Annotated in this window: 21 protein-coding genes; 7 read left to right on the forward strand and 14 right to left on the reverse strand. The window is 61.0% G+C overall.

Translation table 11 applies throughout. The annotated features are described in order from the left end of the window. The first annotated feature begins 88 nt into the window (after positions 1-88). From RCH91_RS13325 to RCH91_RS13345, 5 genes are read left to right on the forward strand one after another with little or no spacing between them, the layout of a single operon-like run. The gene (locus RCH91_RS13325; protein WP_306535452.1) at positions 89-319 is read left to right on the forward strand and encodes an AlpA family transcriptional regulator; all 231 of its coding nucleotides are present in this window, start codon (positions 89-91) and stop codon (positions 317-319) included. Positions 320-356: 37 nt separating this feature from the next. Continuing rightward, positions 357-533 carry a hypothetical protein gene (locus tag RCH91_RS13330; protein ID WP_306535453.1) on the forward strand — a complete coding sequence of 59 codons (177 nt, stop codon included), beginning with the start codon at positions 357-359 and terminating at the stop codon, positions 531-533. 12 nt (positions 534-545) lie between these two features. Beyond that, positions 546-3,002, forward strand: coding sequence for a DUF3987 domain-containing protein (locus RCH91_RS13335; protein ID WP_306535454.1), 2,457 nt, complete (start codon positions 546-548; stop codon positions 3,000-3,002). Then, the gene (locus tag RCH91_RS13340) at positions 2,999-3,337 is read left to right on the forward strand and encodes a hypothetical protein (protein WP_306535455.1); all 339 of its coding nucleotides are present in this window, start codon (positions 2,999-3,001) and stop codon (positions 3,335-3,337) included. The genes RCH91_RS13335 and RCH91_RS13340 overlap by 4 nt, the downstream gene beginning before the upstream one ends. A 13-nt stretch (positions 3,338-3,350) precedes the next feature. After that, positions 3,351-4,205, forward strand: coding sequence for a hypothetical protein (locus RCH91_RS13345; protein WP_306535456.1), 855 nt, complete (start codon positions 3,351-3,353; stop codon positions 4,203-4,205). Between the two features lie 857 nt (positions 4,206-5,062). On the opposite strand, the gene rlmB is transcribed toward RCH91_RS13345, so the two are convergent. From rlmB to RCH91_RS13375, 6 genes are all read right to left on the reverse strand, one after another. After that, on the reverse strand, positions 5,063-5,809 hold the full coding sequence (rlmB, locus tag RCH91_RS13350; RefSeq protein WP_306535457.1) for a 23S rRNA (guanosine(2251)-2'-O)-methyltransferase RlmB: 747 nt from the start codon (positions 5,807-5,809) through the stop codon (positions 5,063-5,065). Between the two features lie 20 nt (positions 5,810-5,829). Further along, complete coding sequence (pyrF, locus tag RCH91_RS13355; RefSeq protein WP_306535458.1) at positions 5,830-6,549, reverse strand: orotidine-5'-phosphate decarboxylase; 720 nt, start codon at positions 6,547-6,549, stop codon at positions 5,830-5,832. Between the two features lie 24 nt (positions 6,550-6,573). Beyond that, positions 6,574-8,286: a proline--tRNA ligase gene (locus RCH91_RS13360; RefSeq protein ID WP_306535459.1), complete on the reverse strand. Its 1,713-nt coding sequence runs from the start codon at positions 8,284-8,286 to the stop codon at positions 6,574-6,576. A 10-nt stretch (positions 8,287-8,296) separates the two neighbouring features. Continuing rightward, positions 8,297-9,364 carry a flavodoxin-dependent (E)-4-hydroxy-3-methylbut-2-enyl-diphosphate synthase gene (ispG, locus tag RCH91_RS13365; protein ID WP_306535460.1) on the reverse strand — a complete coding sequence of 356 codons (1,068 nt, stop codon included), beginning with the start codon at positions 9,362-9,364 and terminating at the stop codon, positions 8,297-8,299. Positions 9,365-9,496: 132 nt separating this feature from the next. Continuing rightward, on the reverse strand, positions 9,497-10,909 hold the full coding sequence (glnA, locus tag RCH91_RS13370) for a type I glutamate--ammonia ligase (RefSeq protein WP_306535461.1): 1,413 nt from the start codon (positions 10,907-10,909) through the stop codon (positions 9,497-9,499). Between the two features lie 48 nt (positions 10,910-10,957). Beyond that, positions 10,958-11,296 carry a P-II family nitrogen regulator gene (locus tag RCH91_RS13375; RefSeq protein ID WP_306535462.1) on the reverse strand — a complete coding sequence of 113 codons (339 nt, stop codon included), beginning with the start codon at positions 11,294-11,296 and terminating at the stop codon, positions 10,958-10,960. Positions 11,297-11,629: 333 nt separating this feature from the next. On the opposite strand from RCH91_RS13375, the gene RCH91_RS13380 reads away from it, so the two are divergent. Beyond that, complete coding sequence (locus tag RCH91_RS13380) at positions 11,630-12,355, forward strand: M23 family metallopeptidase (protein ID WP_306535463.1); 726 nt, start codon at positions 11,630-11,632, stop codon at positions 12,353-12,355. A 17-nt stretch (positions 12,356-12,372) separates the two neighbouring features. On the opposite strand, the gene hrpB is transcribed toward RCH91_RS13380, so the two are convergent. From hrpB to RCH91_RS13405, 5 genes are all read right to left on the reverse strand, one after another. Next, positions 12,373-14,895, reverse strand: coding sequence for an ATP-dependent helicase HrpB (gene hrpB, locus RCH91_RS13385; protein ID WP_306535464.1), 2,523 nt, complete (start codon positions 14,893-14,895; stop codon positions 12,373-12,375). 70 nt (positions 14,896-14,965) lie between these two features. Further along, positions 14,966-15,649 (reverse strand): HAD family phosphatase, encoded by a 684-nt coding sequence (locus RCH91_RS13390; protein ID WP_306535465.1) that lies wholly within the window; start codon positions 15,647-15,649, stop codon positions 14,966-14,968. A 24-nt stretch (positions 15,650-15,673) separates the two neighbouring features. After that, positions 15,674-16,855, reverse strand: a complete 1,182-nt coding sequence (locus tag RCH91_RS13395; protein WP_306535467.1) for a VanZ family protein — start codon at positions 16,853-16,855, stop codon at positions 15,674-15,676. Positions 16,856-16,890: 35 nt separating this feature from the next. Next, the gene (locus RCH91_RS13400) at positions 16,891-18,093 is read right to left on the reverse strand and encodes a Wzz/FepE/Etk N-terminal domain-containing protein (RefSeq protein ID WP_306535468.1); all 1,203 of its coding nucleotides are present in this window, start codon (positions 18,091-18,093) and stop codon (positions 16,891-16,893) included. 12 nt (positions 18,094-18,105) lie between these two features. Continuing rightward, positions 18,106-20,706 (reverse strand): SLBB domain-containing protein, encoded by a 2,601-nt coding sequence (locus RCH91_RS13405; protein ID WP_306535469.1) that lies wholly within the window; start codon positions 20,704-20,706, stop codon positions 18,106-18,108. Positions 20,707-21,249: 543 nt separating this feature from the next. On the opposite strand from RCH91_RS13405, the gene RCH91_RS13410 reads away from it, so the two are divergent. Further along, positions 21,250-22,695 carry an MBL fold metallo-hydrolase RNA specificity domain-containing protein gene (locus RCH91_RS13410; protein ID WP_306535470.1) on the forward strand — a complete coding sequence of 482 codons (1,446 nt, stop codon included), beginning with the start codon at positions 21,250-21,252 and terminating at the stop codon, positions 22,693-22,695. Between the two features lie 29 nt (positions 22,696-22,724). Here the strand turns inward: RCH91_RS13410 and RCH91_RS13415 are convergent, their stop codons facing one another. The 3 genes from RCH91_RS13415 to RCH91_RS13425 form a co-directional block, all read right to left on the reverse strand. Continuing rightward, complete coding sequence (locus RCH91_RS13415; RefSeq protein WP_306535471.1) at positions 22,725-24,404, reverse strand: capsule assembly Wzi family protein; 1,680 nt, start codon at positions 24,402-24,404, stop codon at positions 22,725-22,727. 115 nt (positions 24,405-24,519) lie between these two features. Continuing rightward, complete coding sequence (locus tag RCH91_RS13420) at positions 24,520-24,909, reverse strand: type II toxin-antitoxin system VapC family toxin (protein WP_306535472.1); 390 nt, start codon at positions 24,907-24,909, stop codon at positions 24,520-24,522. Further along, on the reverse strand, positions 24,906-25,167 hold a 262-nt coding region (locus RCH91_RS13425), incomplete at its 5' end, for an AbrB/MazE/SpoVT family DNA-binding domain-containing protein (protein WP_306535473.1). The genes RCH91_RS13425 and RCH91_RS13420, both read right to left, overlap by 4 nt.

Genomic DNA, 25,167 nt, shown 5'->3' on the forward strand with positions numbered 1-25,167 from the left:
TCGATTTCAATTTAATGCAATGTCTGCAATGTCCCTGTAATGTCTCTTTGCATGAAAACAACGCTACCGTGCAAAGGAGACAATCACCATGAAAACGCGCTATCTGCGTATGTCTGACCTTGTGGGCAACCCGAAGGCAGACCCCCCCGTCCCTCCCATGATCCCCGCTGCAAAGTCCACCATTTGGGCCTGGGTAAAACAAGGCCTGTTCCCGTCTCCGTTGAAATTGGGGCCACGCGTCACGGTGTGGTCTGAATCTTCCGTGCTTTCCTATCTGGAGAAGAAAAACGAGCCTGTAAATCAAGACAGCCACCAATAGCCGTAAGACATCACTGTCGAGATGACAGAGAGAGGGAATGACCATGAAAACCCCGCCTGTAACGGCCGTTCAACGCCGTATCGTCGAAGAACATCGAAGAGAGTCACTCTTGAAAGCCCTTTCAGGGCAAGGGTTCAGGATTATGGGTATCCGGACCCGCCGGGAGAAGTATACCCGATATCTTGCCGTGAACTATCCAAACGCCACGAAGTGAGGCCGCTTACTTATGGATCATATTGAAGCCTTCCGTTCAGCCATGCGAGACAGGGGAATTGAGCCCCCGCCGGAGATCGTGGCCGATGGCAAGTTGCAACGTTTTACCGTCCCTGGCGACAGGGCGAAGAGTGAAAACGGTTTTTACGTTCTTCACGCCGATGAACCAATAGCCGGGAGTTTCGGAAGCTGGAAACTCGGAATCAATGAAACGTGGTGCTACCAGAACGGCGGAACCATGAGCCCCGAAGAGAAGGCCAAGTTCGCGGCAAAGATGGCAGCGGCGCGCCGGCAACAAGAAGAAGAGCGCAAACGGGTTCATGCCGAGTGCCGGGCATGGTGTGCCGATGCCTGGGCGAAGGCGAAAGAAGCCACCAACAGTAACCCCTATCTCCAGCGGAAGGGGGTGAACGCCTACGGACTCAGGGCCTTCAAGGATTCTCTGCTTGTGCCGGTCAAGGATATCGGCGGCACCCTCCACGGTCTACAATTCATCTCCCCTGACGGATCCAAGAAGTTCAAGACCGGCACCAACAAGCACGGGCATTTCTGCACCATGGGCAAGGCGAAGGGTGACACGGTAGTGATTGCCGAGGGGTACGCCACGGCCGCCAGTATCCACCAGGCTACCGGCCATTGCGTTCTGGCGGCCTTCGATGCTGGCAACCTGAAGCCGGTTGCCGAGGTGGTGCGGTTGAAGCGACCGGGGATCAAGATTATCATTGCGGCCGACAATGATCAGTTCTCCGAGGTGAACGCGGGAGTAACTAAGGGCACGGAAGCGGCGCGGGCTGTCGGCGGGTTCCTGGCCGTGCCGGTGTTCCAGGATACGAGCGAGAAGCCCACGGACATGAACGATTTGCACCGTCTGGAGGGGCTGGACCGAGTGCGGGAGATCATCAAGGGGGCCGCGCCGGTTGTTGATCCTGAAGCCCCCGCAAGTGAGACACGGCCGGACCAGGAACCGGAAGCGACGCCGGAAGCCGTAAAGGATGAAACGGAGTGGGAATGGCCTGAACCGCTCCATTTCTGCGACGTGGAGACGCCGGACATTTCGGCGGGGCTCCTGCCGGTCTGGCTTGGCGACTATGCAAGGGCGGTTGCCGATTCGACACAGACGCCGCCGGGGCTGTCGGTCATGTTCGCTCTTGCCACCGTCGCGGCCTGTTTGCAACGGCGGTTTGAGGTTTCCCCCTATGGTGATGACTATGTGGAGCCTCTAAGCGTCTGGACGGTCACGGCTCTTGACCCTGGCAACCGCAAGACGGCCGTCCGTAATGCCTTCACGGGTGTTCTGTCTGATTGGGAGCGGGACGAACTGCGCCGGTTGGGGCCGGAGATCAAGAAAATCAAGAACCGGCGGGACGTGGGACAGAAGACCATTGACCAGTTGAAGGCGAAGGCGGCAAAGCTAGCCGGAAGTGCCGAGTGTGGCGAGATTTTCAGGCAGATCGACCAGACAGAAAACGAGATGCCCGATGAACTGATAGCCCCGCGCCTCTGGACCGATGACGTCACGCCGGAGAGGTTGCAGGCCCTTCTTTCGGAGCATGGGGAGCGTATGGCGCTTCTTTCCGACGAAGGGGGCATTTTTGAGGTAATGGCCGGGCTCTACAGTAGCGGCCGGGCAAACCTCAACGTATTTCTTCAGGGCCACGCGGGGGCGGCTGTCCGTGTGGATCGTCAAGGGCGGAGTGTGACGTTGCAGCGTCCGGCGCTGACGTTCGGTCTCACAGTTCAACCGGACGTGGTAAGCCAGCTTGCACAGGGGAACAAGGCGCGGTTTCGGGGCAACGGCACCCTTGCCCGGTTCCTGTACTGCCTCCCGAAAAGCACCATAGGGGGGCGGGACGTAACCAGGCGCGCGCCGGTCCCGGAATCGGTCAAGGCCGCTTATGTCGCCGGGATCAAGGGGCTACTCGCCATAGGTCCGGAACATGACGAGAAGGGGCAAGAGCGGCCGCGCATTCTCACCCTGTCCGGTGATGCCCTTCCGGCCTGGCAAGCGTTCTCCCAGTATATTGAGGATAACCAGGGGCCGGAGGGGGAGTTTTACCACTTCCAGGACTGGACCAGCAAGCTACCCGGCGCGGCCTTGCGGGTTGCCGGGTTGCTCCATGTTGTCGAGCACGGGGCGGAAGTTTCCGCAATCGGGATGGGGACGGTTGAACGGGCGCTGAACCTGTGCGAGATTCTGATAAGCCACGCACGGGCGGCCTTTAACCTCATGGCGGACGATCCAAGTCTTGACGATGCAAAGACGGTGTTGGCCTGGATCAAGGCGAAGGGAGAGCGGGGATTCAGGCAGAATGACGTTTACAAGGAGTTGCGACGCTTCCGGAACGGGGGACAGCTCGAAAGGGCTCTGAAGGTTCTGACGGAACGCCACATGATAAGTGAACCATGCAAGCGGAAAACAGCGGGACGGCCGCAAATACTGTACGCGGTGAACCCGGAGTTGCTGAAATGATGGAGTGGAAACGGTACTTGAAGAAGGAGGCACCGCCGGCGGCCGGGAGCGGGACGGCTGAACCGTTCGACACCGGCCGCGCGGCTGTCGAGATACAGCGGCTAGTCAAGGAGGTTTCGGCGGTTCAGGTTCCCGGAGGATGGGACAGGGTGAAGGTGCGCCGGGCTGAAGAGTGGCGGCGACTTCAGGCGGCAATGGTTGCCGTGGATGATTCCTATTCTCGGCGGGATGCGGCCGGGGTGAACGGGGCCATAAGCGAGGCTCGCCGGGTGGTGATCGGGTTTCAATCCCCTCTCCATGGGGGGGAGGGAATAAAGCACAGTCGAGATGACTGAAAGGAGTTTGAAAATGGGCGATATTGTCAAAGGTGTAGGAAGTTTTTTCGGTGGCAACGCGCAGAAAAACGAGTACAAGAACGCACTGGAATCGGAACGGGCCTATTACCAGAAGGGGGCAGACGCCCTTACCAAGAATTATGGGGAGAGCTTCGGCCTTTACCAGCCCTATGTCGAATTGTCGAAGCTTGCCCTGCCGGAGTTCCAGAACGCCGTCCTTGGCTCCGGCAGCTATTTGAACGCCCTTGACCCCATGGCCACCGGCAACCAGATACGAGGGGCACTGTCAGACCGCAACGCCGAAGCGTCCGCGATCCTGAATCAGAAGGTAACGGCGGACCCGTCCTACACCTACCTTGCCGACCTGGCCCAGCGCAACCTCAACCAGCAGCTTGCCGCCCGTGGTAAATACTTCTCTGGCCGGGCCGTGGCCGAGGGGACGAACGACCTTCAGAACAAGATGGTTCAGGGCTTGTGGGACAGAAACGAGGCGGCAAAGCAGACGCGCCTGAGCGACCTCAACACCCGTTATGGTGAGTTGGCAAGCAGTTACGCCGATGACTTCAGTCGGGGAATGAACGTTGACAACACCCGTTACACCCGCCTGGGCGACCTGATGAATGTGGGGAGCAAGGGGGTTGACGCACTGGCATCCTCAAAACAGAACCTGGGGGCGAACCTCTCGAACCTCTGGGGCAAACTGGGGAGCAATCAGGCCGCCGGGACCCGTGCCCTGGGCGATGTCCGTTACAACCAGTGGAACCAGACCGGGAACAACATTGGGGAAGGTATCAGCAAGACTATGAATGTGGCGGGTAACATTCTATCGGGCGGGGAGTTCTTTAATAAAAATCAGGCAACGTGGTAACCATCGGCTAAACGGGAAAGGCCGCTACCTCTTGAGGGTAGCGGCCTTTCTCAGTAGATGGGAACGAAGGGGGGTGGAGTCATGGCTTTTTTGGACCGCAGCGCCGCAGATGTTGGGGCGCTCCTGGGAGGGTTTCCGTTGAAAGATTCCAAGTATAAGGCGAAGGCCGGGAATGTGATGACCGAAGCCGACTCTCCAAGTCAGAAAAACAGGGAAACCGCAGATGACGCGGGGGGGATATGCGCAAACCCGCATGAATAGGCTTTTGAACCTTTTATGCCTTTTATGCCAAGAGGAAGGGGTAAAAAAATAATGGATCAAAGCGGACCCGCCAGGCATAGAAGATCGAGGAAAGCATGGGCCATGCGCTGTAAACCCGCTCTGGTAGGCTTTTGAACCTTTTATGCCATTGCCCTACAATCCGTAAACCCGCATGAATAGGCTTTTGAACCTTTTATGCCTTTTATGCCAAGGGGGAGGGGTGGAAATATGATGATCGAAGCGAACACGCCAGACTATGAAAATCAAGGGATTCGAGGGAGGGAAAGGTTTGACAAGGTAAAGGCTGACGGGCCTCTCGTCGGCAGGGTGTGGCGGGTTGCGTTTTTGATTTCACTCTGGTTAACCATATGGGTCAACTTGGTTAACGGAAATGGTTAACAACCGTCTTCGGCAATGCAGACGTTGGAGCAGGGTGAAGGTGTTATATTTTGGCGGCAGTTATGACGGTACCAGTAAAAATCACAACCAATTAACATTAATAATATTGAGTTGTTACGCCTGATATTTGGTCCCGACCTTCGCACCAATTAATAATCAAGGGGCTTTCAGCACGGATGCTGAGGCCCTTTTCAGTTTTATTGCTTTACTGCAAGTCTCTGTCGAAGCACCTCAAAGAGAACAACCCCACCCGCAACCGAGGCATTTAGGGAACTGACACCCCCTCGGAGCGGGATAGCAACGAGAAAATCGCACTTCTTCCGCACCAGAGGTCTTACTCCCTCTCCTTCCCCGCCGATCACAACGACGACATTTCCGGTCAGATCATTACCATACAAGGGAGAGGCGGCGCTATCGGCCGTGCCATAGATCCAGAAGCCGACCTTTTTTAGCTCGTCGAGGGCCAGGGCCAGATTGGTAACCTGGGCGACAGGTATGGTTTCGGCTGCACCGGCGGCACTCTTTTCTACCGTGGCAGTTACACGAGCGGCACGATCCTTGGGGATGATGACGCCATGGGCGCCGGCACAGGCGGCGCTCCGGATGAGGGCACCCAGGTTGTGGGGGTCCTGTACCCCGTCAAGGGCAAGGATGAGCCCGCTCTCCCCGGACTCGCGCCACGAGGAGACGATATCGGCCACCTCGGAGTAGGGGAACCCCTCCAGCCTGAGGGCCACACCCTGGTGATGCTCGGAGCCGCAGAGGCGGCCGATATCGCGCTTGTCACGGCTTCTGACCGGCACTCCCTTCTCGGCGGCGAGCTTCAGGAGTTTCTCCATGCGGCGATCATTGGCATCCCGGGAGACAAAAAGCTCAAAGGCCCTCCGCTTGCCGCGCAGGGCCTCTATGACACTGTTTATCCCGTAGAGGATTTCTTCTTTCACACGTGCCCTTTCCAACCGGCTCAGCCGGCGACGATTTCGTCGAGAATCAACTCGGCTGCAGCAGCCGGATCCGGTGCGTCGCCGATGGGACGGCCGATGACCAGATAGTCGCTCCCTGCCTGCACCGCCTCGACCGGGGTCATGACCCGCTTCTGGTCGTTGAGAGCCGCGAACGACGGTCGAACGCCGGGGGTCACGATGAGGAAATCGTTCCCGCACGCCTCGCGGATAAGGGGAATCTCCCGGGGCGAAGCGACGACACCGTCGATGCCGGCCTTTTTGGCAAGAATTGCGAGCTTTACAACCATCTCGGGGACGGCGTGCTCAATCCCCACATCCCGCAGGGTTTCCTCCGTAGACGAGGTAAGGATGGTGACAGCAAGAACCTTCGCCCGTTTTTCGCCCTTGAATTCCCTGTCAAGGGCCTCCACCGTTGTTGCCATCATCTCGTAACCGCCGAGAGCGTGGAGGTTGAATAGCTTAACTCCCATGCGGGCCGCTTCCACCGATGCCATGGCAACGGTATTGGGAATATCGTGGAACTTGAGGTCGAGGAAAACCTCGCCGCCAATCTTCTGAATCATACGGACCGCGGCGGGTCCGCAGGCGGTGAAGAGTTGTTTGCCGACCTTGAACATCCCGACCTTGTCGGCAAGGGTTTCGGCCCAGTACTGGACATGGGCGAATTCTCCGGTGTCGAGGGCAAAGATGACCTTTTCGCGGGCCTGGTCTCTTGTCATTGCGTGCAGTGTCTCCTTGGATAGTTACTGGTTGAGGGCCGCGACGACCAGTGCCTTGACCCTTTCCACCGCCTCGGACAGCGGCAGGAGGGAAACATCGCCCCCTTTGCGGACCTTGAGCTCCACCTTCCCCTCTGCCAGGTTCTTGCTCCCGACAACCAGCCGCAGCGGAATGCCGATGAGGTCGGCGTCCTTGAACTTGGAGCCGGGACGCTCGTCGCGGTCGTCGAAGAGGACCTCTACACCGGCGGCGGCGAGGGTGCGGTAGAGCTCTTCGCACGCAGCCAAGACCTCCGCATCCTTGGTGCTGACCGCCGAGATGATGCAGTGGAACGGGGCAATGGGGATCGGAAAGATGATGCCGTCGGCGTCGTGGTTCTGCTCGATGCAAGCAGCCACGGTCCGGCTGATGCCGATGCCGTAGCACCCCATAAAGATGACCTGCTCCTTGCCGTCGGCATCCAGGTAGGTGGCCCGGAGGGCCTCGGAGTACTTGGTCCCGAGCTTGAAGACGTGCCCCACCTCGATGCCGCGCCACATCTCCAGGTGCCCCCCCTCGCAACGGGGACAGGGGTCGCCGTGGACCACATTGCGAATGTCGGCAATGCGTGCCGGCTTGAAATCACGGCCAATGTCCACGTTTTTGAAATGGAGATCGCGGGCGTTACCGCCGGCGACGAAGTTTTTCATTCCCTGGACTGCCAGGTCGGCGACGATCCTGATCTTCAGCCCCACGGGACCGGCGAAGCCGACGGGGGCGCCAGTCACCCGCTCCACGACATCCTCCCCGGCCATCTCCAGCTCTTCACACCCCAGCAGGTTCTTGAGCTTGATCTCGTTCAGATCGTGGTCACCCCGCACCAAGGCCGCCACCGGCTCGCCGTCGGCCACATAGAGAAGGGTTTTCACCAGCGACGAGGCGGGAATGCCGAGGAAAGCGGTCACCTCTTCGACGCTCCGCTTCTGAGGAGTCTCCACCTTTTCCAGGTCACGGGGCTCGGCATGCTCGGCCGGGAAGAGCCGGGCCTCGGCCTTCTCCACGTTGGCGGCATACTCGCAGGCGGAGCAGGAGACGATGGCGTCCTCACCCGAATCGGCAAGCACCATGAATTCATGGGACGACGAACCGCCGATGGAACCGGTATCGGCCTCAACGGCCCGGAACCTGAGGCCACAGCGCTGGAAGATGCGGCGGTAGGCCTGGTACATCTTGTCGTAGGAGCTGTCGGCCGCCTCGGAGCTCACATCGAAGGAATAGGCGTCCTTCATGATGAACTCGCGGCCCCGCATGAGACCGAATCGGGGACGGATCTCGTCCCGAAACTTGGACTGGACCTGGTAGAGATTCAGCGGCATCTGCCGGTAGCTCTTCACCTCGCGACGGACGAGGTCGGTAATCACCTCTTCGTGAGTGGGGCCGAAGCAGAATTCGGCGTCTTTCCTGTCCTTGAAGCGGAGAAGCTCCTTGCCGTACTGCTCCCACCGCTTCGACTCCTGCCAGAGTTCTGCCGGTTGGACGCTGGGCATGAGGAGTTCGATGGCGCCGGCCCGGTTCATCTCCTCACGTACGATCTGTTCCACCTTGCGGATGGAGCGAAGCCCCAGGGGAAGATAGTTGTAGATGCCGGCAGCAAGCTTGCGGATCATGCCGGCCCGGAGCATGAGCTGGTGGGAAACAACCTCGGCGTCGGAAGGGGTTTCCTTGACCGTGGGAACAAAGTACTGGGAATAACGCATTAACGAACCTCTAAGAGTGTGTGTTTTTCTTGGCCATCTGCTCAACCTCGGCCACAAGGGCATCAGCCATCTCGCCCTCGGGGACCTTCCGGACGATCTCGCCGTGGCGGAAGAGAAGCCCTTCGCCCCGGCCTCCGGCGATCCCCACGTCGGCCTCCCGGGCCTCGCCCGGACCGTTCACCACGCACCCCATGACCGCAACGGTGAGGTGGGCATCGATGGCGGCAAGACGGTTCTCCACCTCTTCGGCCACGCCGATCAGGTTGATCTGGCACCGGCCGCAGGTGGGGCAGGAAACAAAATTGATTCCCCGCTGCCGCAGCCCCAAAGCCTTGAGGATCTCGAAGCCGACCCGCACCTCGTCCACCGGGTCGCCGGTGAGCGATACCCGCATGGTGTCGCCGATGCCGTCGGCAAGCAGGATGCCGAGCCCGACCGATGACTTTATGGTGCCGGAGAAGATGGTGCCCGCTTCGGTTATGCCGATGTGGAGGGGGTAATCGACCTGTTGGGCCAGGAGCCGGTAGGCTTCGACGGTCTTCATGACGTCGGAAGCCTTGAGGGAAATCTTGATCTGATCGTAGCCGATCTCTTCGAGGATGCGGACGTGGCCCAGGGCCGACTCCGCCATTGCCTCGGCGGTGGGGTGGCCGTACTTTTCGAGGAGTTCCTTCTCCAGGGAGCCGGCATTGACGCCGATCCGGATCGGCACGAGGCGCTCCCGGGCTGCCTTCACTACTTCCTCCACCTTCCACCGCTCGCCGATGTTGCCGGGGTTGAGGCGCAGGCCGTCGATCCCCCCTTCAAGAACCCTCAGGGCGAGGCGGTAGTCGAAGTGGATGTCGGCAATGACCGGGATCGGGCTCTGCCCCTTGATCTCGCCCAATGCTTCGGCGGCCGCCATGTCGGGGACGGCGCAGCGGACAATCTCGCAGCCGGCGGAAGCCAAGGCCCGAATCTGGTCGAGGGTGGCTGCCACGTCGCGGGTGTCGGCGCTGCACATGGACTGCACCGAGCAGGGGGCTCCCCCGCCGACGGGGACGTTTCCTACGTGAATTTGCCTGGTTTGGCGTGTCATAACGGAGCATAGTAGCCGGAACGGCTGCGGAAAGTCAAGAACGGTTTGGCTTCGGGATACGGGGAAACAGGGCAAAAGAGAAAGGCGGGATCGCTCCCGCCTTTCCGTGTTGGCGCCGTGGTGACGAACGGCCTAGATGTCGTAGTAGAGGGCGAACTCGATGGGAACCGGGCGCATCCGGACCGGGTTGACTTCGGCCTCGGTCTTGTATTCGATCCATTTCTCGATGACGTCGGGGGTGAAGACGTCACCCTTCAGGAGGAACTCGTGGTCGTCCTTGAGGGCGTTGAGGGCCTCCTCAAGGCTCCCCGGAGCCGACGGGATGTCCTTGAGCTCTTCGGGGGAAAGACCGTAGATGTCCTTGTCAAGCGGCTGCCCCGGATCGATCTTGTTCTCGATGCCGTCGAGGCCTGCCATGAGCATGGCGGCGAAGGCAAGGTAACCGTTGCAGGAGGGGTCGGGAGTCCGGTACTCGATCCGCTTGGCCTTCGGGTTGGAAGAGAGCATCGGGATCCGGATGGAAGCCGAGCGGTTGCGGCTGGAGTATGCCATGTTCACCGGAGCCTCGAAGCCCGGCACCAGACGTTTGTAGGAGTTGGTGGTCGGGTTGGTGATGGCGCAGAGGGCCTTGGCGTGCTTGATGATGCCGCCGATGTACCAGAGAGCCATCTGGGAGAGCCCACCGTACTTGTCGCCGGCGAAGAGGTTCTGACCAGCCTTCCAGATGGACATGTGGCAGTGCATGCCGGAACCGTTGTCGCCGTAAAGGGGCTTTGGCATGAAGGTAACGGTCTTGCTGTTTCTGTTGGCAACGTTCTTGATGACGTACTTGAACCACTGGAGCTGGTCGGCCATGTCCACCAGGGAGGAGAAGCGCATGTCGATCTCGGCCTGGCCGCCGGAGGCAACTTCGTGGTGCTGGCACTCGACCCGGATACCGACCTTCTGGAGCTCCATCACCATCTCGTTGCGGAGATCATTCTGGGAATCGGTGGGAGAGAGGGGGAAGTAGCCCTCCTTGTGGCGCGGCTTGTAGCCCAGGTTCGGGAACTCCTCGCGGCCGGTGTTCCAGGCTCCCTCCACGGAGTCGACCATGTAGAAGGACTGGTTGGCGCTGGAGTCGTAGCGGACTTCGTCAAAGATGAAGAACTCGGCCTCGGGGCCGAAGAAGGCGGTATCGCCGATGCCGGTGGACTTCAGGTACGCCTCGGCCTTGCGGGCGATGTTGCGGGGATCGCGGGAGTAGTCTTCCTTGGTGATCGGATCGAAAACGTTGCAGATCAGCGACAGGGTCGGAACCGCCACAAAGGGGTCCATCTTCGCCGTTTCAGGATCGGGAAGAAGAATCATGTCTGAAGCATGAATCGGCTGCCAGCCGCGGATGGAAGAGCCATCGAACCCCTGCCCCTCCTCGAAGGTATCCTCGCTGAACTCCGTAATGGGCACGGAAATATGCTGCCACGTCCCGACAAAGTCCATGAATTTGAAATCAACCATCAGAGCGCCGTTTTCCTTGGCGAAGCTTACTACTTCTTGAGGTGTCATCTACACGTCTCCTTTCGTGGTAACTGCTAGTTTTGTATTAATAAGGCGCTACAGCGCGTCCTCGCCCCGTTCTCCGGTGCGGATGCGGATAACTTCCTCCACCGCCGTCACGAAAATCTTGCCGTCACCGATACGCCCGGTCTTGGCTGCCTGCTCGATGGTCTCCACGACCTTTCCGACAATGTCATCGCTGACAATGATCTCCATCTTGATCTTGGGAATGAAATCAACCACGTATTCAGCGCCGCGGTAGAGCTCAGTGTGCCCTTTCTGCCTGCCGAACCCCTTCACCTCGGCAACCGTAATCCCCTGGATGCCGATCTCGTTCAGGGCCTCCTTGACCTCGTCCAGCTTGAACGGCTTTATGATCGCTTCGACTTTTTTCAAGGCACAGTACCCCCTCTTGGAAATAGTTTAAAACGGGCCGATTATAGGTGTGTCGGGGTTTAAAAGCAAGATTCCAGGGGGACCTTGCCTGCCGGTGATGTCATGGGCAAAGCAAATACTTTGCCCAAAACGAAACGAGGTGATTAGCACAGCAATTATAACATGTTGCCAGACAATACAACTCTCGGACCCCGCTGACGGCAAAACATCAGCCTAAAAACAAGGCACAAACTGAATCCCGATGCACAAAACAGAGGCACGCAAAGAAAGAAACTCTCTCCTCAAGCTTGCGGGCCGGGATGCCGATAGGTATAGTACCGGTGAGTCCAGACCATGAGAATAAACACCATCATAATCGCTGCTCTCGTTATCGCCCTCCCCCGGGAAGGGCTCGCCGACATCTATCGCTACGTGGATGAAGAGGGGGTGGTCTGCTTTACCGACGCCCCCGGGAAAAACGGCGCGACACTGGTCATGAAGGAGCGGTCTGCCGCCCGCCGCAGCGGAAAAAGGAGCATCCCGGGGCATCTGACCGCCACCGGCATCGGCGCGAAGCCTTCGCTGGCATCAACGCCCGCGCTTTCCCCCTCCCTCCCGGTCCAGGGGAGGATCTCCTCCCTGGTGGGGCTGCGCCACGATCCCATCAACGGCACCCTGCGCGAACACCACGGAATCGACATCGCCGTTGCCGAAGGAACCGCGGTCCGGCCGGTGGCGCCGGGAAGGGTGAGCTTCGCCGGGGTGCGCGGCGGCTACGGCAACATGGTCATAGTGGACCACGGAGACGGCACCATAACCCTCTATGCCCATAATTCAGTCAACCTGGTGGCGGAAGGGGACGAGGTTGACGGCAGCTCTCCCATTGCCCTCTCGGGCTCCACGGGACGCTCGACGGGCCCCCACCTCCACTTCGAGGCGTGGCGGGGCGACACCAACATCACCTCCACCTTCCTTGCGGGGGGACCGGCCGCGGGGAGCGCCGGCAGCCGCCGCACGGCCGATGCCATTCGCCGGATCGTCCAGGCGGACGGCACCCTCTATTTCAGCAACATCCCGTAAACCAACTCACCAGCTCACTACATACGCCCCTTCGTCCTGCGCGTCGGGACGGCACTCCACGGGTCATCGGGCCAGGGATGCCTCGGGTAGCGCCCGCGCATCTCCTTTTTCACCTCCTGGTAGGCGCCATTCCAGAAGCCTCGCAGATCGGCGGTCACCTGGAGGGGACGCCCGGCCGGCGACAGGAGATGTACAACAACCGGCACCCTCCCCCACGCCACCGTGGGTGTATCGGCAAGACCGAACATCTCCTGAAGCTTCACCGCCAGGGCCGGTGTCCCGTCGTCCCCGTAGTCGAGGGGGACCCGCGAGCCGCTTGGGACGACAAGATGCGTCGGCGCCCCTTCATCCAGGCGGCGGAGCATGTTCCAGGGAAGGAGCGCCTGAAGGGGCTGCAGGAGATCGACCGAGGCCACGTCGGCAAGACGCCTGACCCCGTCCAGGTGGGGCCCGAGCCAGTCGCCGAGGGTTGCCAGGAGGGTCTCGCCGGAAAGATCGGGCCACCCCTCCTCGGGGAACAGGCGGGCCATGAGCCGCACCCGCGCCCTGAACCGGCGCGCGGCCGCTGACCAGCGGAGAACCGACAGCCCGGGCCCTTTCACGATCCCCTCGACCAGGGCGCTCCGGACCTCATCGGCAGTGGCAGCGGCGGGCCTGCTCGCCAGCACGAGGGCGCCGAACCGCTCTTCCTCCTGGCTTGTCACCCTCCCCTCCCGATCATTCCAGGAGACAGTCCGCTGCCTCACGATGCCGGCGGCGAACTCCCTCCTGAAAATTTCCCGGGCCAGGACGCTCGCCTGGCGGATCAGGTCGTCTCCCCGCTCGCCCCGCTCAACCACGTGGGCCACCAGAAGCGGCTCGTCATGAACCGAGCTTCGCTCGGAAAGAAGCGCCCCGCGTCCGCCGGCGAGAAGATACCGTCGTCCGTCATCGCCGCGGCACAGCGCGATCCGGTCAGGGTAGGCCCAGGCCAGAAGGAGTCCCACTGTATCGGCATCCGCGGCGTCACGGGCATCTCCCTTCCCCTGATTGAGCAACCGGCGCAGGTGCTGGGCAGAGCGGTCAACGGCGCGGCAGGCTGCGGCATCGACCCCGGCGGCGCGCCGTCCCGACCGCCACCCCTCCAGCGCCTCCACCCGAACGAACATATCGCTCTCACTCCGCTCCGCAACGGATACGCCGGAAGCCTTCACGATGTCGCGCTCCGACATTATCGCCGCCACGTCGCAGGCAAGGGGGCCAAAGCCCCTCCCTACGGCTCGGACGAGCATGTGGGCAAGCCGGGGATGGACCGGAAGCTCCGCCATCCGTCGGCCGACATCGGTGATCATGCCGTTGCGGTCAAGGGCTTCGAGCTGTACGAGAAGCTGGCGTGCCTCCTCGAAAGAAGCTTTGGGAGGGGGGGTGAGCCACGAGAGGGACAGGGGGTCGGCCACCCCCCAGGCAGCCAGATCCAGGGCCACCGGCGCCAGGTCGGAGATCGTGATCTCGGGGGGGTCGGCGGGAATGAGACTCCGCTGGGCGTGGTCTGTCCAGAGGCGGTAGCAGATGCCCGGCCCGAGCCGGCCGGCTCGCCCCGTCCGCTGGGTGGCAGAAGCGGCCGATATCCGCTCCGTCGCGAGCCGGTCCAGGCCCGACGCGGGATCAAAGCGAAGCCGCCGGCAGAAGCCGCTGTCGATGATCACCCGCACTCCTTCGATGGTGAGGCTTGTCTCGGCGATGTTGGTGGCGAGCACCACCTTGCGCCGCTCGCCAGGGATAATGGCCCGCTCCTGCTCGGCAAAGGGGAGATCGCCGTAGAGGGGGGTGATGAGGGGTGAGGAGGGGAGCGGCCCCCCCTCCTCAAGCAGGTGCCGGCAGCGGCGAATCTCCCCCGCCCCCGGCAGAAAGGCAAGAATGTCCCCCTCCGTGGCGGCAAGGGCAGTGCGGACGGCGTGGGAGACCGCGGCAGGGAGGTCGTCGCGGGGCTCCTCGGGGAGGTAGCGGACATCCACGGGGAAACTCCGCCCCTCGCTCGCAATGACGGGGGCGCCGCCGAGAAGATCGGCCACCGGAGCGGCATCGAGGGTCGCCGACATGACAATGATCCGCAGCTCCTCCCGCAGCCCCTGCTGCACATCGCGGCAGAGGGCCAGGGCCAGGTCGGCGTGGATGCTCCGCTCGTGGAACTCGTCGAAGATCACCGCACCTACCCCGTCGAGAAGCGGGTCAGCCTGGAGGCGGCGGGTGAGAACCCCCTCGGTCACCACCTCCACCCGGGTACGCCGCGACACTCTCCGGTCAAAGCGGATGGTGTAGCCAACAGTCCCCCCCACCTCCTCGCCAAGGGTGGACGCCATCCAGCGGGCAGCGTTGGTGGCGGCCAGACGGCGCGGCTCGAGCATGACGATCCCCTTCCCCTGGAGCCAGGGGGCGTCCAGGAGCGCAAGGGGAACCCGCGTCGTTTTGCCGGCCCCGGGCGGCGCCTGGAGCACGACGGCGTTTTGGGCCTGAAGGGCATCCGCGAGCCGCGGCAGGATGTTTTCGATGGGAAGGGGCATGGGGGGATAATGAGACAGCAAGACAGAAAATGACGAGATCGAACTATGCAGTAACCACATCGCTCCCTTGCTACCGGGCAACTGAACCAGCGAGATCCGCCACGGTAAGCCCCGCAAGGGAGTCCACCACCCTGCGCGCCGCGACGAGCTTTTCGGCGGGATAGCTGTTGGTGACCGCGATAACGGGAATACCGGCGCCGGTGGCCGAGGCGATACCGGCAGGAGTATCCTCGATGGCGATACAGCGGGCGGGAAGAATCCCCTGATCGGGGAAAACCGAGGCGAGCCGCTCCACGGCAAGGGCATAGCTTGCAGGGTCAGGCTTGCTGGCGCTCACCTCTTCGGCGGTAACCATCACGTCAAAGGCATCCAAGAGGCCGAGCCCCGCCAGAATGGGCAGGATATCGCTTCGCAGGGCTCCGCTGCAGAGCGCCAGAGGCAGCGTGCCGTTGATGGAGATGATGAGTTCGACGACGCCGGGATAGGGGGCGACGCCGTCGGAGATAATATCCTGGAACGCCGCGGCCTTGCGGTCGATAAGCTGCTCCAGCTCATGGTCGCCCAGCGTCCTGCCGTGCACCCTGAACGCCTCGCGGAAGGCATCGCGGTCGTCGAATCCCATGTAGAGGTTCACGTACTCCTCCCAGGCGTACCCGAGCCCCAGGGGCTCCAGAATCGCCTGAAAAGCCCGGTAGTGGAGGGGCTCGGTATCGACAATGATGCCGTCAAAATCGAAAATGACTGCGGAAAGCATACCTAAACCTCCGGGACCGGCTTCCTAGAATTTTTTGACCAGCGCCAGGCCAGCCGACGAGCCGCTTACCGACGGAACCACCGCCACGCTCCCCTTCCGTGCGTAATGGTTCGTGACCACCCGGCCGGCAAGCTCGCCGATGGCGGCGCCCAGCAGCACATCAGTGGCCCAGTGCCTGTCGTCGTACATGCGCGAAAAACCCACGAAGGCGGCAGTGGCGTATGAAAGGACCCCCACCGTCACACTCCCCGACGTCCGGGTGAGGACCGAGGCCATGGCAAAGGAGCTGGCCGTGTGCATGGACGGGAATGAATCGAAATCGGACTCGAACTGGAACGGCCGGAAACTCCCCTTGCCGCTCCCCGTAAGGGGACGGGCACGGCCGACGGACTGTTTCAGGACAAAGGTGGCGGCATCGGCAATGACCGCCGCCTCACCCATCATGAGCCCCGTGTCGCGCCACCGGGGGGAATCGGCGAGGAGCCCTCCGCCCCAGACGGCGCCGGCGACCCCCAGGTGAAGAAGGGGATGGCCGACGATGTTCCCCGCATCGGTAGCCCGATCAAGGGTCCTTCCCCTGCTCCGCCGTACTTCGTCCCGGATGTCGTCGTCATAGAGGGAGGTGACACCCACTGCTCCGGCAACGGCCAGTGTACCCCAAATGGCGCTGTTGTCGGTCCGGAAGGGAGCGGCGAGAAACTCCCCAGCCTCATCGCGAAGCGTCACGGCCTCATCGCTCACAAAGGCGCCCACCCCGCCGTTGTCAGCAGCATGGGCCCCCTGTGTCCCCGAAAGAAGCGTCAAGGCCACGACAAAAGCCAAGGACATCCTTCTCGCACTCCAGACCGCTGCCGCGAGGCTCACGGCACCTGCCCCCACCGCATCAGCCATAAGGTCGCCGAACTCGGCGCTCCTGGCGGTAGTCAGGACTCCCTGAGCCATCTCCAGGAGGGCGCCGAACACGACGGACCCCGCAAAAGCCATGAGCCAGCAGCGACGGCGGCAGTGGCGGTACGTCACCAGAAAATTTCCCCACAGCAGGGCCAGGAGCCCATAGGCAGTGGCGTGCTGGAATTTGTCCCACGCAAAGGGCCCCATGGAGGGCTGCGGCGGCGCCGGATCAAGGGAGAGCCAGAGGATGGCCCCCCCCCAACCCGCAAGGAGAATGAAACGAAGGAAAGGGAATTTCTTGGCACTATCGTTCATGCGGTTTTCATTCAACGCATATCGCCTCACACCGGTCAATCGCGCCGGGCACGGGACAGCGAGAGAGATTCCCTGATCTCGTTCCACCGGTTTCGGTCCTCGTCGCTCATTTTCTGGGTATATTCCTGAAAGAACGCAATGAAAATCCCCACAAAAAACGCCGTGACCGTCGACAGGATAACGATCAGGGACCGCTTGGGCTTGCTCTTCTGTTGGGGAACAACTGCCTCGTCGAGCACCTGAATCGAAGAAGAGTCCTTAGCCTCTCCCAGCTTGGCCATCTCGTACTGTTTGGTCAGTTGCTCGAAAATGGCCTCCTGGGTCTTCACCTCACGCATGAGTCTCACGTACTCAAGCCCCAGGCCCGGCATGGAACCGGCAGACAGCATCAGGTCGTTGCTTCTTCCCCCTCCGGTGAGGGCGCCCAATTGCCCCCTGAGCTTGGCAAGGGCAGCCTCAACGGCCTTCACTTCGGGGTTCTCGTTGGTCTGGAAACTACGCAGCGAGGCAAGCTGCACCTCTTTCGAGACGATCTCTGCCTTGAGTTTCGCAGCTCCTTCGATCGTGGCAGTGGCCTGGGCGTCAACCTTGAAAGCCCGGTTCTTCTCCTGGAATCCCCGGATCGCCTCTTCCGCCTTCTTGAGATCGGTCCTTACCACGTCAAGCCGCTTCTCCAGAAAAATCCGTTCCGTTCCGGCTTTTGTCAGATTCAGTTCGACACTTTTCTTTCCCAGCTCATCAACGAACGTATTAGCCAGTCGAGCCGCCAGTTGAGGATTATTGCTGTCAGCAGCCACCGAAATAATCCCGTCCTTGCCCGCCTGAATCTTTACCATCCCCTGCAATGCCGCCCGTGATTCATCGGGGGTCTTGGTCTTCAGTTCTTTCTGAAGGTCGAGCTTTTTGATCACCGCATCGGCAACCGAACGGCTTTTCAGAATTCCCACATAGAGATCTGCCCCGCCACCAAGCCCCCCGACGCCTGCCAGCCCGGCAAGTGCCCCTGCCTGACCCAGCATGGCCGACAGGCCGCCACCCCCGTCTTTCTGGGGGGGGAGCACCCGCGCGGTGGCCGTATAAATATTGGGAAGGGTAAGACTGTATGCCACCGAAAGGAGTGCGGCGACAGCGCACATCACTATAATCAGACGCTTTCGCCGCACCAGCACCTGCAACAGTTCCAGAAGGTTGATCTCGTCCTCTTCGACGATCTGTTCATTTCTCATCGGATCAGCCATGTTGCGTCTCTCCTACAGCGCAATAATCACCCCGGCGGCCAAGGCAATCTGCGACAGAATCGTGGTGATGTCCTTGATCTCCCTCATCCAGGCGATCCGTTCGAGCTTCTGAGGCACAACCAGGGTATCACCCGGATCGAGGGCCGTTGCCATGAAACCGCCGAAGGTCCAGCGGCGCTGGGAGTCACTCCAGTTGATGCCGAACGATGACTGCTGGCGACTGAGGACGGACCCGTCGGCGCTGATGACGTACATGTCGTCTTCTTCGCCGTCCCGCGTGGGGCCGCCAGCATCTTTCAGGTAGTGGGCCACATCCTCGCCCGGTAGGTGGACGAAGGAGGTGGGGTTGTAGACCTGCCCCATGACGTTCACGACGCTGGAAACCTGGGGCACCTCGAGGATGTCTCCCCCCATGAGCTCCAGGTCGTAGGGGGACTTTCTGAATTCATCAAGCTGGGAAAGCCTGATCACCACCCGCCCCTCGGCCCGGGACTCCTTAAGCTTGGTCAGACTCTTCAGGAGCCCTTCCAGGGCCGTGCGGGTCGCGTCGAGCTCCTCCTTGGAGGCCGCAACCGCCGCCAGCTCCCCCTGCTTGCGGAGAATCTCCTGCTCGGTCCGCGAGATCACCTCGTCCATCCGCTTCTGCTGTTCGTCCCGAACCGACTTCCGCTTGAACTTGGCCCCCTTCAGGTAAGCCTTTTCGGTGTAGCCGCCAGCCCGCTCGATGACCGAGCTCAACCGTTCCCCCTTGGCAATGGAGTAGGTTCCGGGGAATTTCACCTCGCCCCTCAGGGTCACGAAACGATCGGTGGCCTCAAGCCAGTTCTCGATTCCGCGTACGATCAGGGCATCCTCCGGCTCCAGGACCAGGTTATGGGCCGGATCCCCGGCAAGGGCCTTGCCCAGGTTGATTTCCAGGCGGGACGCCTTTGCACTGCTGCCGCCAACGGCCACCCTTGTCAGTTCGGCGCTCTCCAGATAGGCGTTTCGCTTGGGACTTCCGGCAGCGGTCACCAGATCCCGGACCGTCATTCGGAGGGAATAGTCGTAGATGCCGGGATTCACCACCTGCCCGCTGATCGAAACCCTGGGACGCTCCACCATCTCGTCCCGGGAGAAAATCTTGATCGTATCCTGCTCCTGCAACTCCACGTTGTCGGTCGGATTCCCCTTCAACGCTTCCCGCAGATTGAAAGTCATGACTTCGCGCCGGTAGTCGGAGGGCGAGAGACGAGTAATCTCGGCACTCTCCAGGTATGACTCGGGCATAAGAACCGACGCGTCGGGAATGATGTCCTTCACCCGCATCCCCTTGCGGAACTGATAGGCACCGGGACGCGCCACATTCCCCGCCAGTGTCACCACCTCGCGCATCGCCTCGCGGACCGGGAAGACGTTCACCATGTCGTGGTCCCGTACCTCGACTTTCGCCAGTTCCGTCTCCAGCGACTTTCCGTCGGTCACGTAATCGGCGACTATTCGGGTGCTGTTCCCCTCGATCCGCTCCACCTGAATCCGCCCCGTATCGCCGGCAGCGGTTATCCCACCCGCCATGGAGAGCAGGCCCGGCAGGGTCGACTTCCCTTTGATCTCGTAAATCCCTGGCCGCTTGACCTCACCCGCCACAGCAACCACCGGCCCGATTACCGGCACGAAGATCGTGTCGCCGTTTTCGAGGCGGATATCGCGGCTCCGGTCGCCGCTCAGAAACATATCGTAGAGGTCAATCTCCTGGACCGCCTTGCCGCCGCGGGAAATTCTGATGGACCGCAGGCTGCCGTTCTTGGATGGTCCCCCCGCCGCGGCAAGGGCATTGATGACCGTGGCGAGGGAACTCACATTATAGGTCCCGGGCACCTCAACCTCCCCCACCACGTACACCTGGATGGTCCTGAGGCTGCCGAGGGTGACGTTGAGTTCATACCCTTTGTAGTATCGGGAAAAGGCCTTGTCGATGGCTTCCCTGACCTGTCCATAGGTGAGCCCCCACACCTTGACGGCACCGACCCGCGGAATGGTCACTTCGCCATTGCGGTCCACCGGAGCATCGTAGCGGGCCTGGAGGCTCCCCCAGACATCGATGCGCAGCGAATCGCCCGGCCCGATAACATAATCGGAGCCGACCGGAAGATTCTCCACTGATGGCAGGTTGGCTATGCTGTTCCTGAAAAAGTCGTAACCGAACTGCTTGAGAGTCCGGTCCACCGGGGTAGGCTCGATCTTATCAAGGAGCGTGGGGCTCTTGCGGGCAAAGGCCCGCTCCAGTGCCGACCCCATCTCCTCCACCGGCACGGGCATAACCTTCTGCTCTTCCGAAATGAGAGCCTGCCTCTGGCGCCGGCCAGAGTCAGTGCCGGGAAGTCCCTGTACCCTGAAGTAATAGATCTGGTTGTTCTTCAGCTCCCGCACCCGGAAGCTGGCAGCATCGCCCACCGGCACAGCCTTCAGATACTTCCCCGGTTCGGTCCCGTACAGCACCACAAACCGGGAAGGGATATCTTCGGCTTTCTGGCGCACTCCGGTCACCGTCCAGGTAAGCGACACCATTCCGTCGCCCGGTTCCGCCTTAAGGAGAAGTTTCAGCCCCTGTCCCACCTCTCTGCCTTCGTCCATAAGACGAAGCCCCTGTTCGGCGTCACCCCGATATTGAGTTGCACCCGGCACCTGAGGTGCGCCATATCCCCCCGGCCCAGTTACGCCATATCCGCCGGGCTGTGGGGATCCCTGAACGCCATACCCGTTCCCCGACAGGGGGGCTCCCTGCATTATGTACCCACCGGTTTGAGGGGTGGCCGGAACGCCATAGCCACCGCCAGGCCCGGAAGCTTCCCACCTGCTGCCGGTGTAGTCGTCGCCGGTGCCATCGGGTTCAACCGCCCAACAGACTGCCGCAACGACGAACAATCCTCCAATGAAAAAAAGTAATGCCGATTGTATGGATCGCTTCATTGCTCCCTCACGTGCCCAAAAATTACGATGATCAATACAGCGTAACGAACATGGATAAGTACCCTGTTCCCCCCCTGCCCGTCAACCGGAAATACTCCCCCCTGTCGAATGGCTTATCCCAGGCGGGCCTTGATCTCCCTTGACTTGCCACGGTTATTTGATTATTAGATTTTTCATCATTGCCGAACCATGTTTACGGGGGAGATCATGGAAATCATTCACCACGGCGGACGATACGGCGTAACCGGGTCGTGCCACGAGCTCGTCGTCACCGAAAACGCAAGTATCCTCGTCGACTGCGGCCTGCTTCAGGGAAGCGACGCACGTGCCGGAAAGGGAAAGGAACACCCCCCCTTCATCAACTTTCCGCTCGACCGGATCCAGGGGCTGGTCCTGACCCATGTCCACATCGACCATTGCGGCCGCATCCCCCACCTCATGGGGGCCGGCTTCCAGGGGCCCATCTGGTGCACCGAGGCCTCGGCCCTCCTGCTACCCCTCGTCCTCGAAGATGCCGTCAAAATTGGCATTACCCGGGACGAAAAGCTCATCGACCGGTTCATCGAGGCCATGAAAAAGCGCCTCGTCCCCCTTCCCTACGGCACCTGGCACAAGGTCGGTTCCTGGGATGGCGCGGACGTGTCACTCCGTCTTCAGCAAGCGGGACACATCCTCGGCTCGGCCTATGCGGAACTCAGGGTACAAGGTGCGGGGTGCGAGGTGGCGGGTGAATTGAGCAAGAAAGAATTACATTCCAACACTACGGTCGTCGTCTTCTCCGGCGACCTGGGTGCCCCCTATACGCCGCTCCTCCCCGACCCGGCGCCTCCTGAGCGGGCCGACATCCTGGTCCTCGAATCCACCTACGGCGATCGCCTTCACGAGGGGCGGGAACAACGGCGGGAGAAACTGCGGCAGGTCATCGTCCGGGCACTTGAAAACCGGGGGGCACTCCTCGTCCCGGCCTTCAGCATCGGCAGAACCCAGGAACTCCTCTACGAGATCGAATCGCTGATCACCGAACACCGGCATGACGAGGCCGCCGCGAACCTTCCCTGGGACGAGCTGGAGATCATTGTCGACTCCCCTCTGGCGCTGCGCATCACCGACGTCTACGACCGGCTTCGCCACCTCTGGGATCAGGAAGCAACGGAAGTCGCCTCCCAGGGACGCCATCCCCTCTCCTTCGAGCAGATGACGGTCATCGAAGGCCACGCCGAGCACAAGGGGACGGTGGACTATCTCCGCAAGACCGCCCGTCCCTGCGTGGTCATCGCGGCCGGCGGCATGTGCGCCGGCGGCCGCATCGTCAACTATCTCAAGGCTCTCATGGGCGACCCACGCACCGACATCCTCTTCGTGGGCTATCAGGCCCACGGGACACCGGGGAGAGATATCCTTGAGGCGGCGAAAACGAGAATGGAACCCAGCAAACAGACCTTCATCGACCTGGATGGCGGCAGCTATCCCCTCCGGGCAGCAGTCCACAGCATCAGCGGCTACTCGGCCCACGCCGACCAGAGGGATCTGGTCAATTTCGTGCGCGGCATCCCCGTGGCGCCCAAATCCATCCGTCTGGTGCATGGCGAGGAAGAGGCGAGAAAGGCGTTGGCAGAAGCGTTAACGGAACGAGCTGGCGAAATCGTACGGTAGTGTAAATGGTAACTCCTTCACGATCTCACTCAATACCGGTACCGTACCTCTGCCTTGAAGAGCTGGTTGGTCCGGTCTTCCCCTGCCACCAGATCGACATTTTCCACCTTCTCAATGCCGTACAGAAGATTCATGTCCAGATCGCCATGGACTGGCAGAGACCAGGAAACGCGGCCGGCATGCTTTTTCTCGATGGCCTGCATGACGCCGTTCGGATCGAACCTGCCGGCAGCATCCACCGTCACCCTCCCCTCGTGGCCCCGGTCGGTACGGAAGAACTCCAGCGCAAGATTGTTTCGCACCGAAAACCAGTGGCTGTAGCGGAGATAGAACTCGATGACGGCCCCCCCCTGGGAGTGGCCAATGGGCATCCCCTTGTAGAGGTACCCCCCCGGGAAGGTGCTGTTGGTGTAGAGTATGTTGTTCCCCTTGAAGAACTCGAAGCGCAGGTCGTCCCTGCCGCTGGCGGTGAGGCGGGGGATGTAGACGCCCGCCACGTAGCTCTCCACGATGGGCCAGAACGAGGCTGAATCCTCGCCGGAGAACTCGCCGTAGAGTTCGGTATTGCGCAGCTTCGGCAGACGCAGACGCATCTCCACGCCGGCAAGATTGTTGGTATTGTCGGAGCTCATGCCGCCGAAAATACCCCGCACGAAATCGCCGAAACTGTTGTCCACCCCGGGTCCGGCGAACTGCTTCCCATAATTGATGCCAATCTCAAAGTTTTCCACAGGCTTCACCGACAGTTTCGCCCCGAGAAACCAGGGGCGGCGCTCCTCGCCGTCGGTCACGGTCGTATCGAAGCGGGAGCCGATGAAGGCATATTTAAGGGCACCGACATACTTCAGCAGAATCGGCTCGGGGCTCGAAAGCTTTACCAAGTCGAAATTCCGGGCATTGTTGGTCAGGGTCACTGCCCCCCGGCTTCCGAGCCCCAGCCAGTTGGCGTCGCGCCCCACCTCCAGTTCCGCCCCGCCGCCGCCGATTTTCAGGTATCCCTTGACGAGCTTCACCGTGGCTCCGTCACCTTCCCTGCTGTAAGAAAGCTGCGGCTCCACCAGGGCAGACGCCACACTCCCCAAGGATGCCTCGGCGCTAAACCGCACCTCGACGTTGTGTCCGTCGCGGTAAACGATTCCCTCGTTGTTCTCCATGAGGGACGTTCCCTCGGTGCCGTGCTGCTGCACGGGGGAAGGATAGGGGTTGGCAGGGCGAAGGCCCGAACCGATGCCGAACACCCCGTCGTCGCCCGGATCGTGGACCGGCCGCTCGTAGGAGCGGGGTTTTCCATCCAGGTACACATACCGGACCCGAGCGCTCGACATCGGGTTCACATCCACCGCCGGCGCCGTGTCAGGCTCACGGTAGAGGGCCGCCTCACGGGGGATCTTGCGGCGAAGCTCCGCCAGGATCGTCCGGGCAAAGGCCAGATCTCCCGAACCGCTCCCCGCCTCCATGTTCCATTCCGCCTCCAGCAGAAGCCGTGCGGCCTCTGCCCGGGAAAAGGGCTTGATCCCCGCCACGTCGGACCGCACCAGCCCGAAACCTGCCAGTTTTTCAAGGTAGGAGTAGACAGGGCTGTCGAGGGGGATGTTGGGGGACGAGAGTGCCGATGCGGTTGAGGCAAACAGCGTCAGGACCAGGATTGCGAGACAGACTGCGCGAAGCGTCCTGGTGCCTGAAACCAACGATGAATTATGCTGAGACACAGGCAAACCCCTGTTCTTTAAATGCCTGTCTGGGGAAAGCCAGAAAGTCCGATCAACTCCTCCGCCAAATCCCAAATGCGTACCGGCGCCCACATGGCCAGCTCGAAGGCCGATACTATCCCTTCTCCATCCGGACACCAAGCTTTTGTCCCCTTTTGACGCATGCAGCATCAAAGCTGAAAAAAGCATCAGCATGGCAACTGGACGCAAGATGCAGGGCATCGGCGAAGTCAAGCCCCCTGCCGTAGTAATCAAGCGCCTGCGACACCTCTTCCGGATTTTCCGCGACAACGTTAGGAAGCCCGAGGATATGGAGAAGCGCCGTCAGGATAGACGCAACCGGCAATTCATAGACGGCACGCAACACCCACTCCGTGTCCAGAAGGACGGTTTTGGCAATGAAGATGTCTTCTTTTCTTCCGAGAATATTGAGCGCTCGCCTTGCCTGGGGCGGATCGTCATTGGTCACGTAACGCACCAGGATATTCGTATCAACAGCGATCACCTACTCTCCCCTTTCAGCCACTTACGCTTTACATCTTCAAGGACGCCCTGCTCCATTTCCGCCAGACTCTTGGCAGGTCCCCTGTAGCCCGCACAGCCGACGCCATCCTCAAGTTGAGTAGGAGGAAACGGTTTGCGCGGCCTGAGGAGGATGCCGTCGCCTACGCTCTCTACGACGAACTCCATGCCGGTCCGCCAGTGATGCGCCTCTCGCACCTGCTTTGGAATGATTATCTGCCCCTTGCTGGACAACTTGCTC

Origin of the sequence: Geobacter sp. (genome assembly GCF_030834625.1) — a bacterium.
In the GTDB taxonomy this organism is placed as follows: Bacteria; Desulfobacterota; Desulfuromonadia; order Geobacterales; family Geobacteraceae; genus Geobacter.

What these genes read in the sequence shown, in the direction of transcription:
- RCH91_RS13405 (WP_306535469.1), bottom strand. Translation starts at nt 20,706, where the DNA reads ATGGACGAAGGCAGAGAGGTGGGACAGGGGCTGAAACTTCTCCTTAAG.
- glnA (WP_306535461.1), bottom strand. Translation starts at nt 10,909, where the DNA reads ATGACACCTCAAGAAGTAGTAAGCTTCGCCAAGGAAAACGGCGCTCTG.
- RCH91_RS13345 (WP_306535456.1), top strand. Translation starts at nt 3,351, where the DNA reads ATGGGCGATATTGTCAAAGGTGTAGGAAGTTTTTTCGGTGGCAACGCG.
- RCH91_RS13400 (WP_306535468.1), bottom strand. Translation starts at nt 18,093, where the DNA reads ATGGCTGATCCGATGAGAAATGAACAGATCGTCGAAGAGGACGAGATC.
- pyrF (WP_306535458.1), bottom strand. Translation starts at nt 6,549, where the DNA reads ATGACAAGAGACCAGGCCCGCGAAAAGGTCATCTTTGCCCTCGACACC.
- RCH91_RS13335 (WP_306535454.1), top strand. Translation starts at nt 546, where the DNA reads ATGGATCATATTGAAGCCTTCCGTTCAGCCATGCGAGACAGGGGAATT.
- RCH91_RS13330 (WP_306535453.1), top strand. Translation starts at nt 357, where the DNA reads ATGACCATGAAAACCCCGCCTGTAACGGCCGTTCAACGCCGTATCGTC.
- ispG (WP_306535460.1), bottom strand. Translation starts at nt 9,364, where the DNA reads ATGACACGCCAAACCAGGCAAATTCACGTAGGAAACGTCCCCGTCGGC.
- RCH91_RS13380 (WP_306535463.1), top strand. Translation starts at nt 11,630, where the DNA reads ATGAGAATAAACACCATCATAATCGCTGCTCTCGTTATCGCCCTCCCC.
- RCH91_RS13360 (WP_306535459.1), bottom strand. Translation starts at nt 8,286, where the DNA reads ATGCGTTATTCCCAGTACTTTGTTCCCACGGTCAAGGAAACCCCTTCC.
- hrpB (WP_306535464.1), bottom strand. Translation starts at nt 14,895, where the DNA reads ATGCCCCTTCCCATCGAAAACATCCTGCCGCGGCTCGCGGATGCCCTT.
- RCH91_RS13410 (WP_306535470.1), top strand. Translation starts at nt 21,250, where the DNA reads ATGGAAATCATTCACCACGGCGGACGATACGGCGTAACCGGGTCGTGC.
- RCH91_RS13340 (WP_306535455.1), top strand. Translation starts at nt 2,999, where the DNA reads ATGATGGAGTGGAAACGGTACTTGAAGAAGGAGGCACCGCCGGCGGCC.
- RCH91_RS13325 (WP_306535452.1), top strand. Translation starts at nt 89, where the DNA reads ATGAAAACGCGCTATCTGCGTATGTCTGACCTTGTGGGCAACCCGAAG.
- RCH91_RS13390 (WP_306535465.1), bottom strand. Translation starts at nt 15,649, where the DNA reads ATGCTTTCCGCAGTCATTTTCGATTTTGACGGCATCATTGTCGATACC.
- RCH91_RS13395 (WP_306535467.1), bottom strand. Translation starts at nt 16,855, where the DNA reads ATGAACGATAGTGCCAAGAAATTCCCTTTCCTTCGTTTCATTCTCCTT.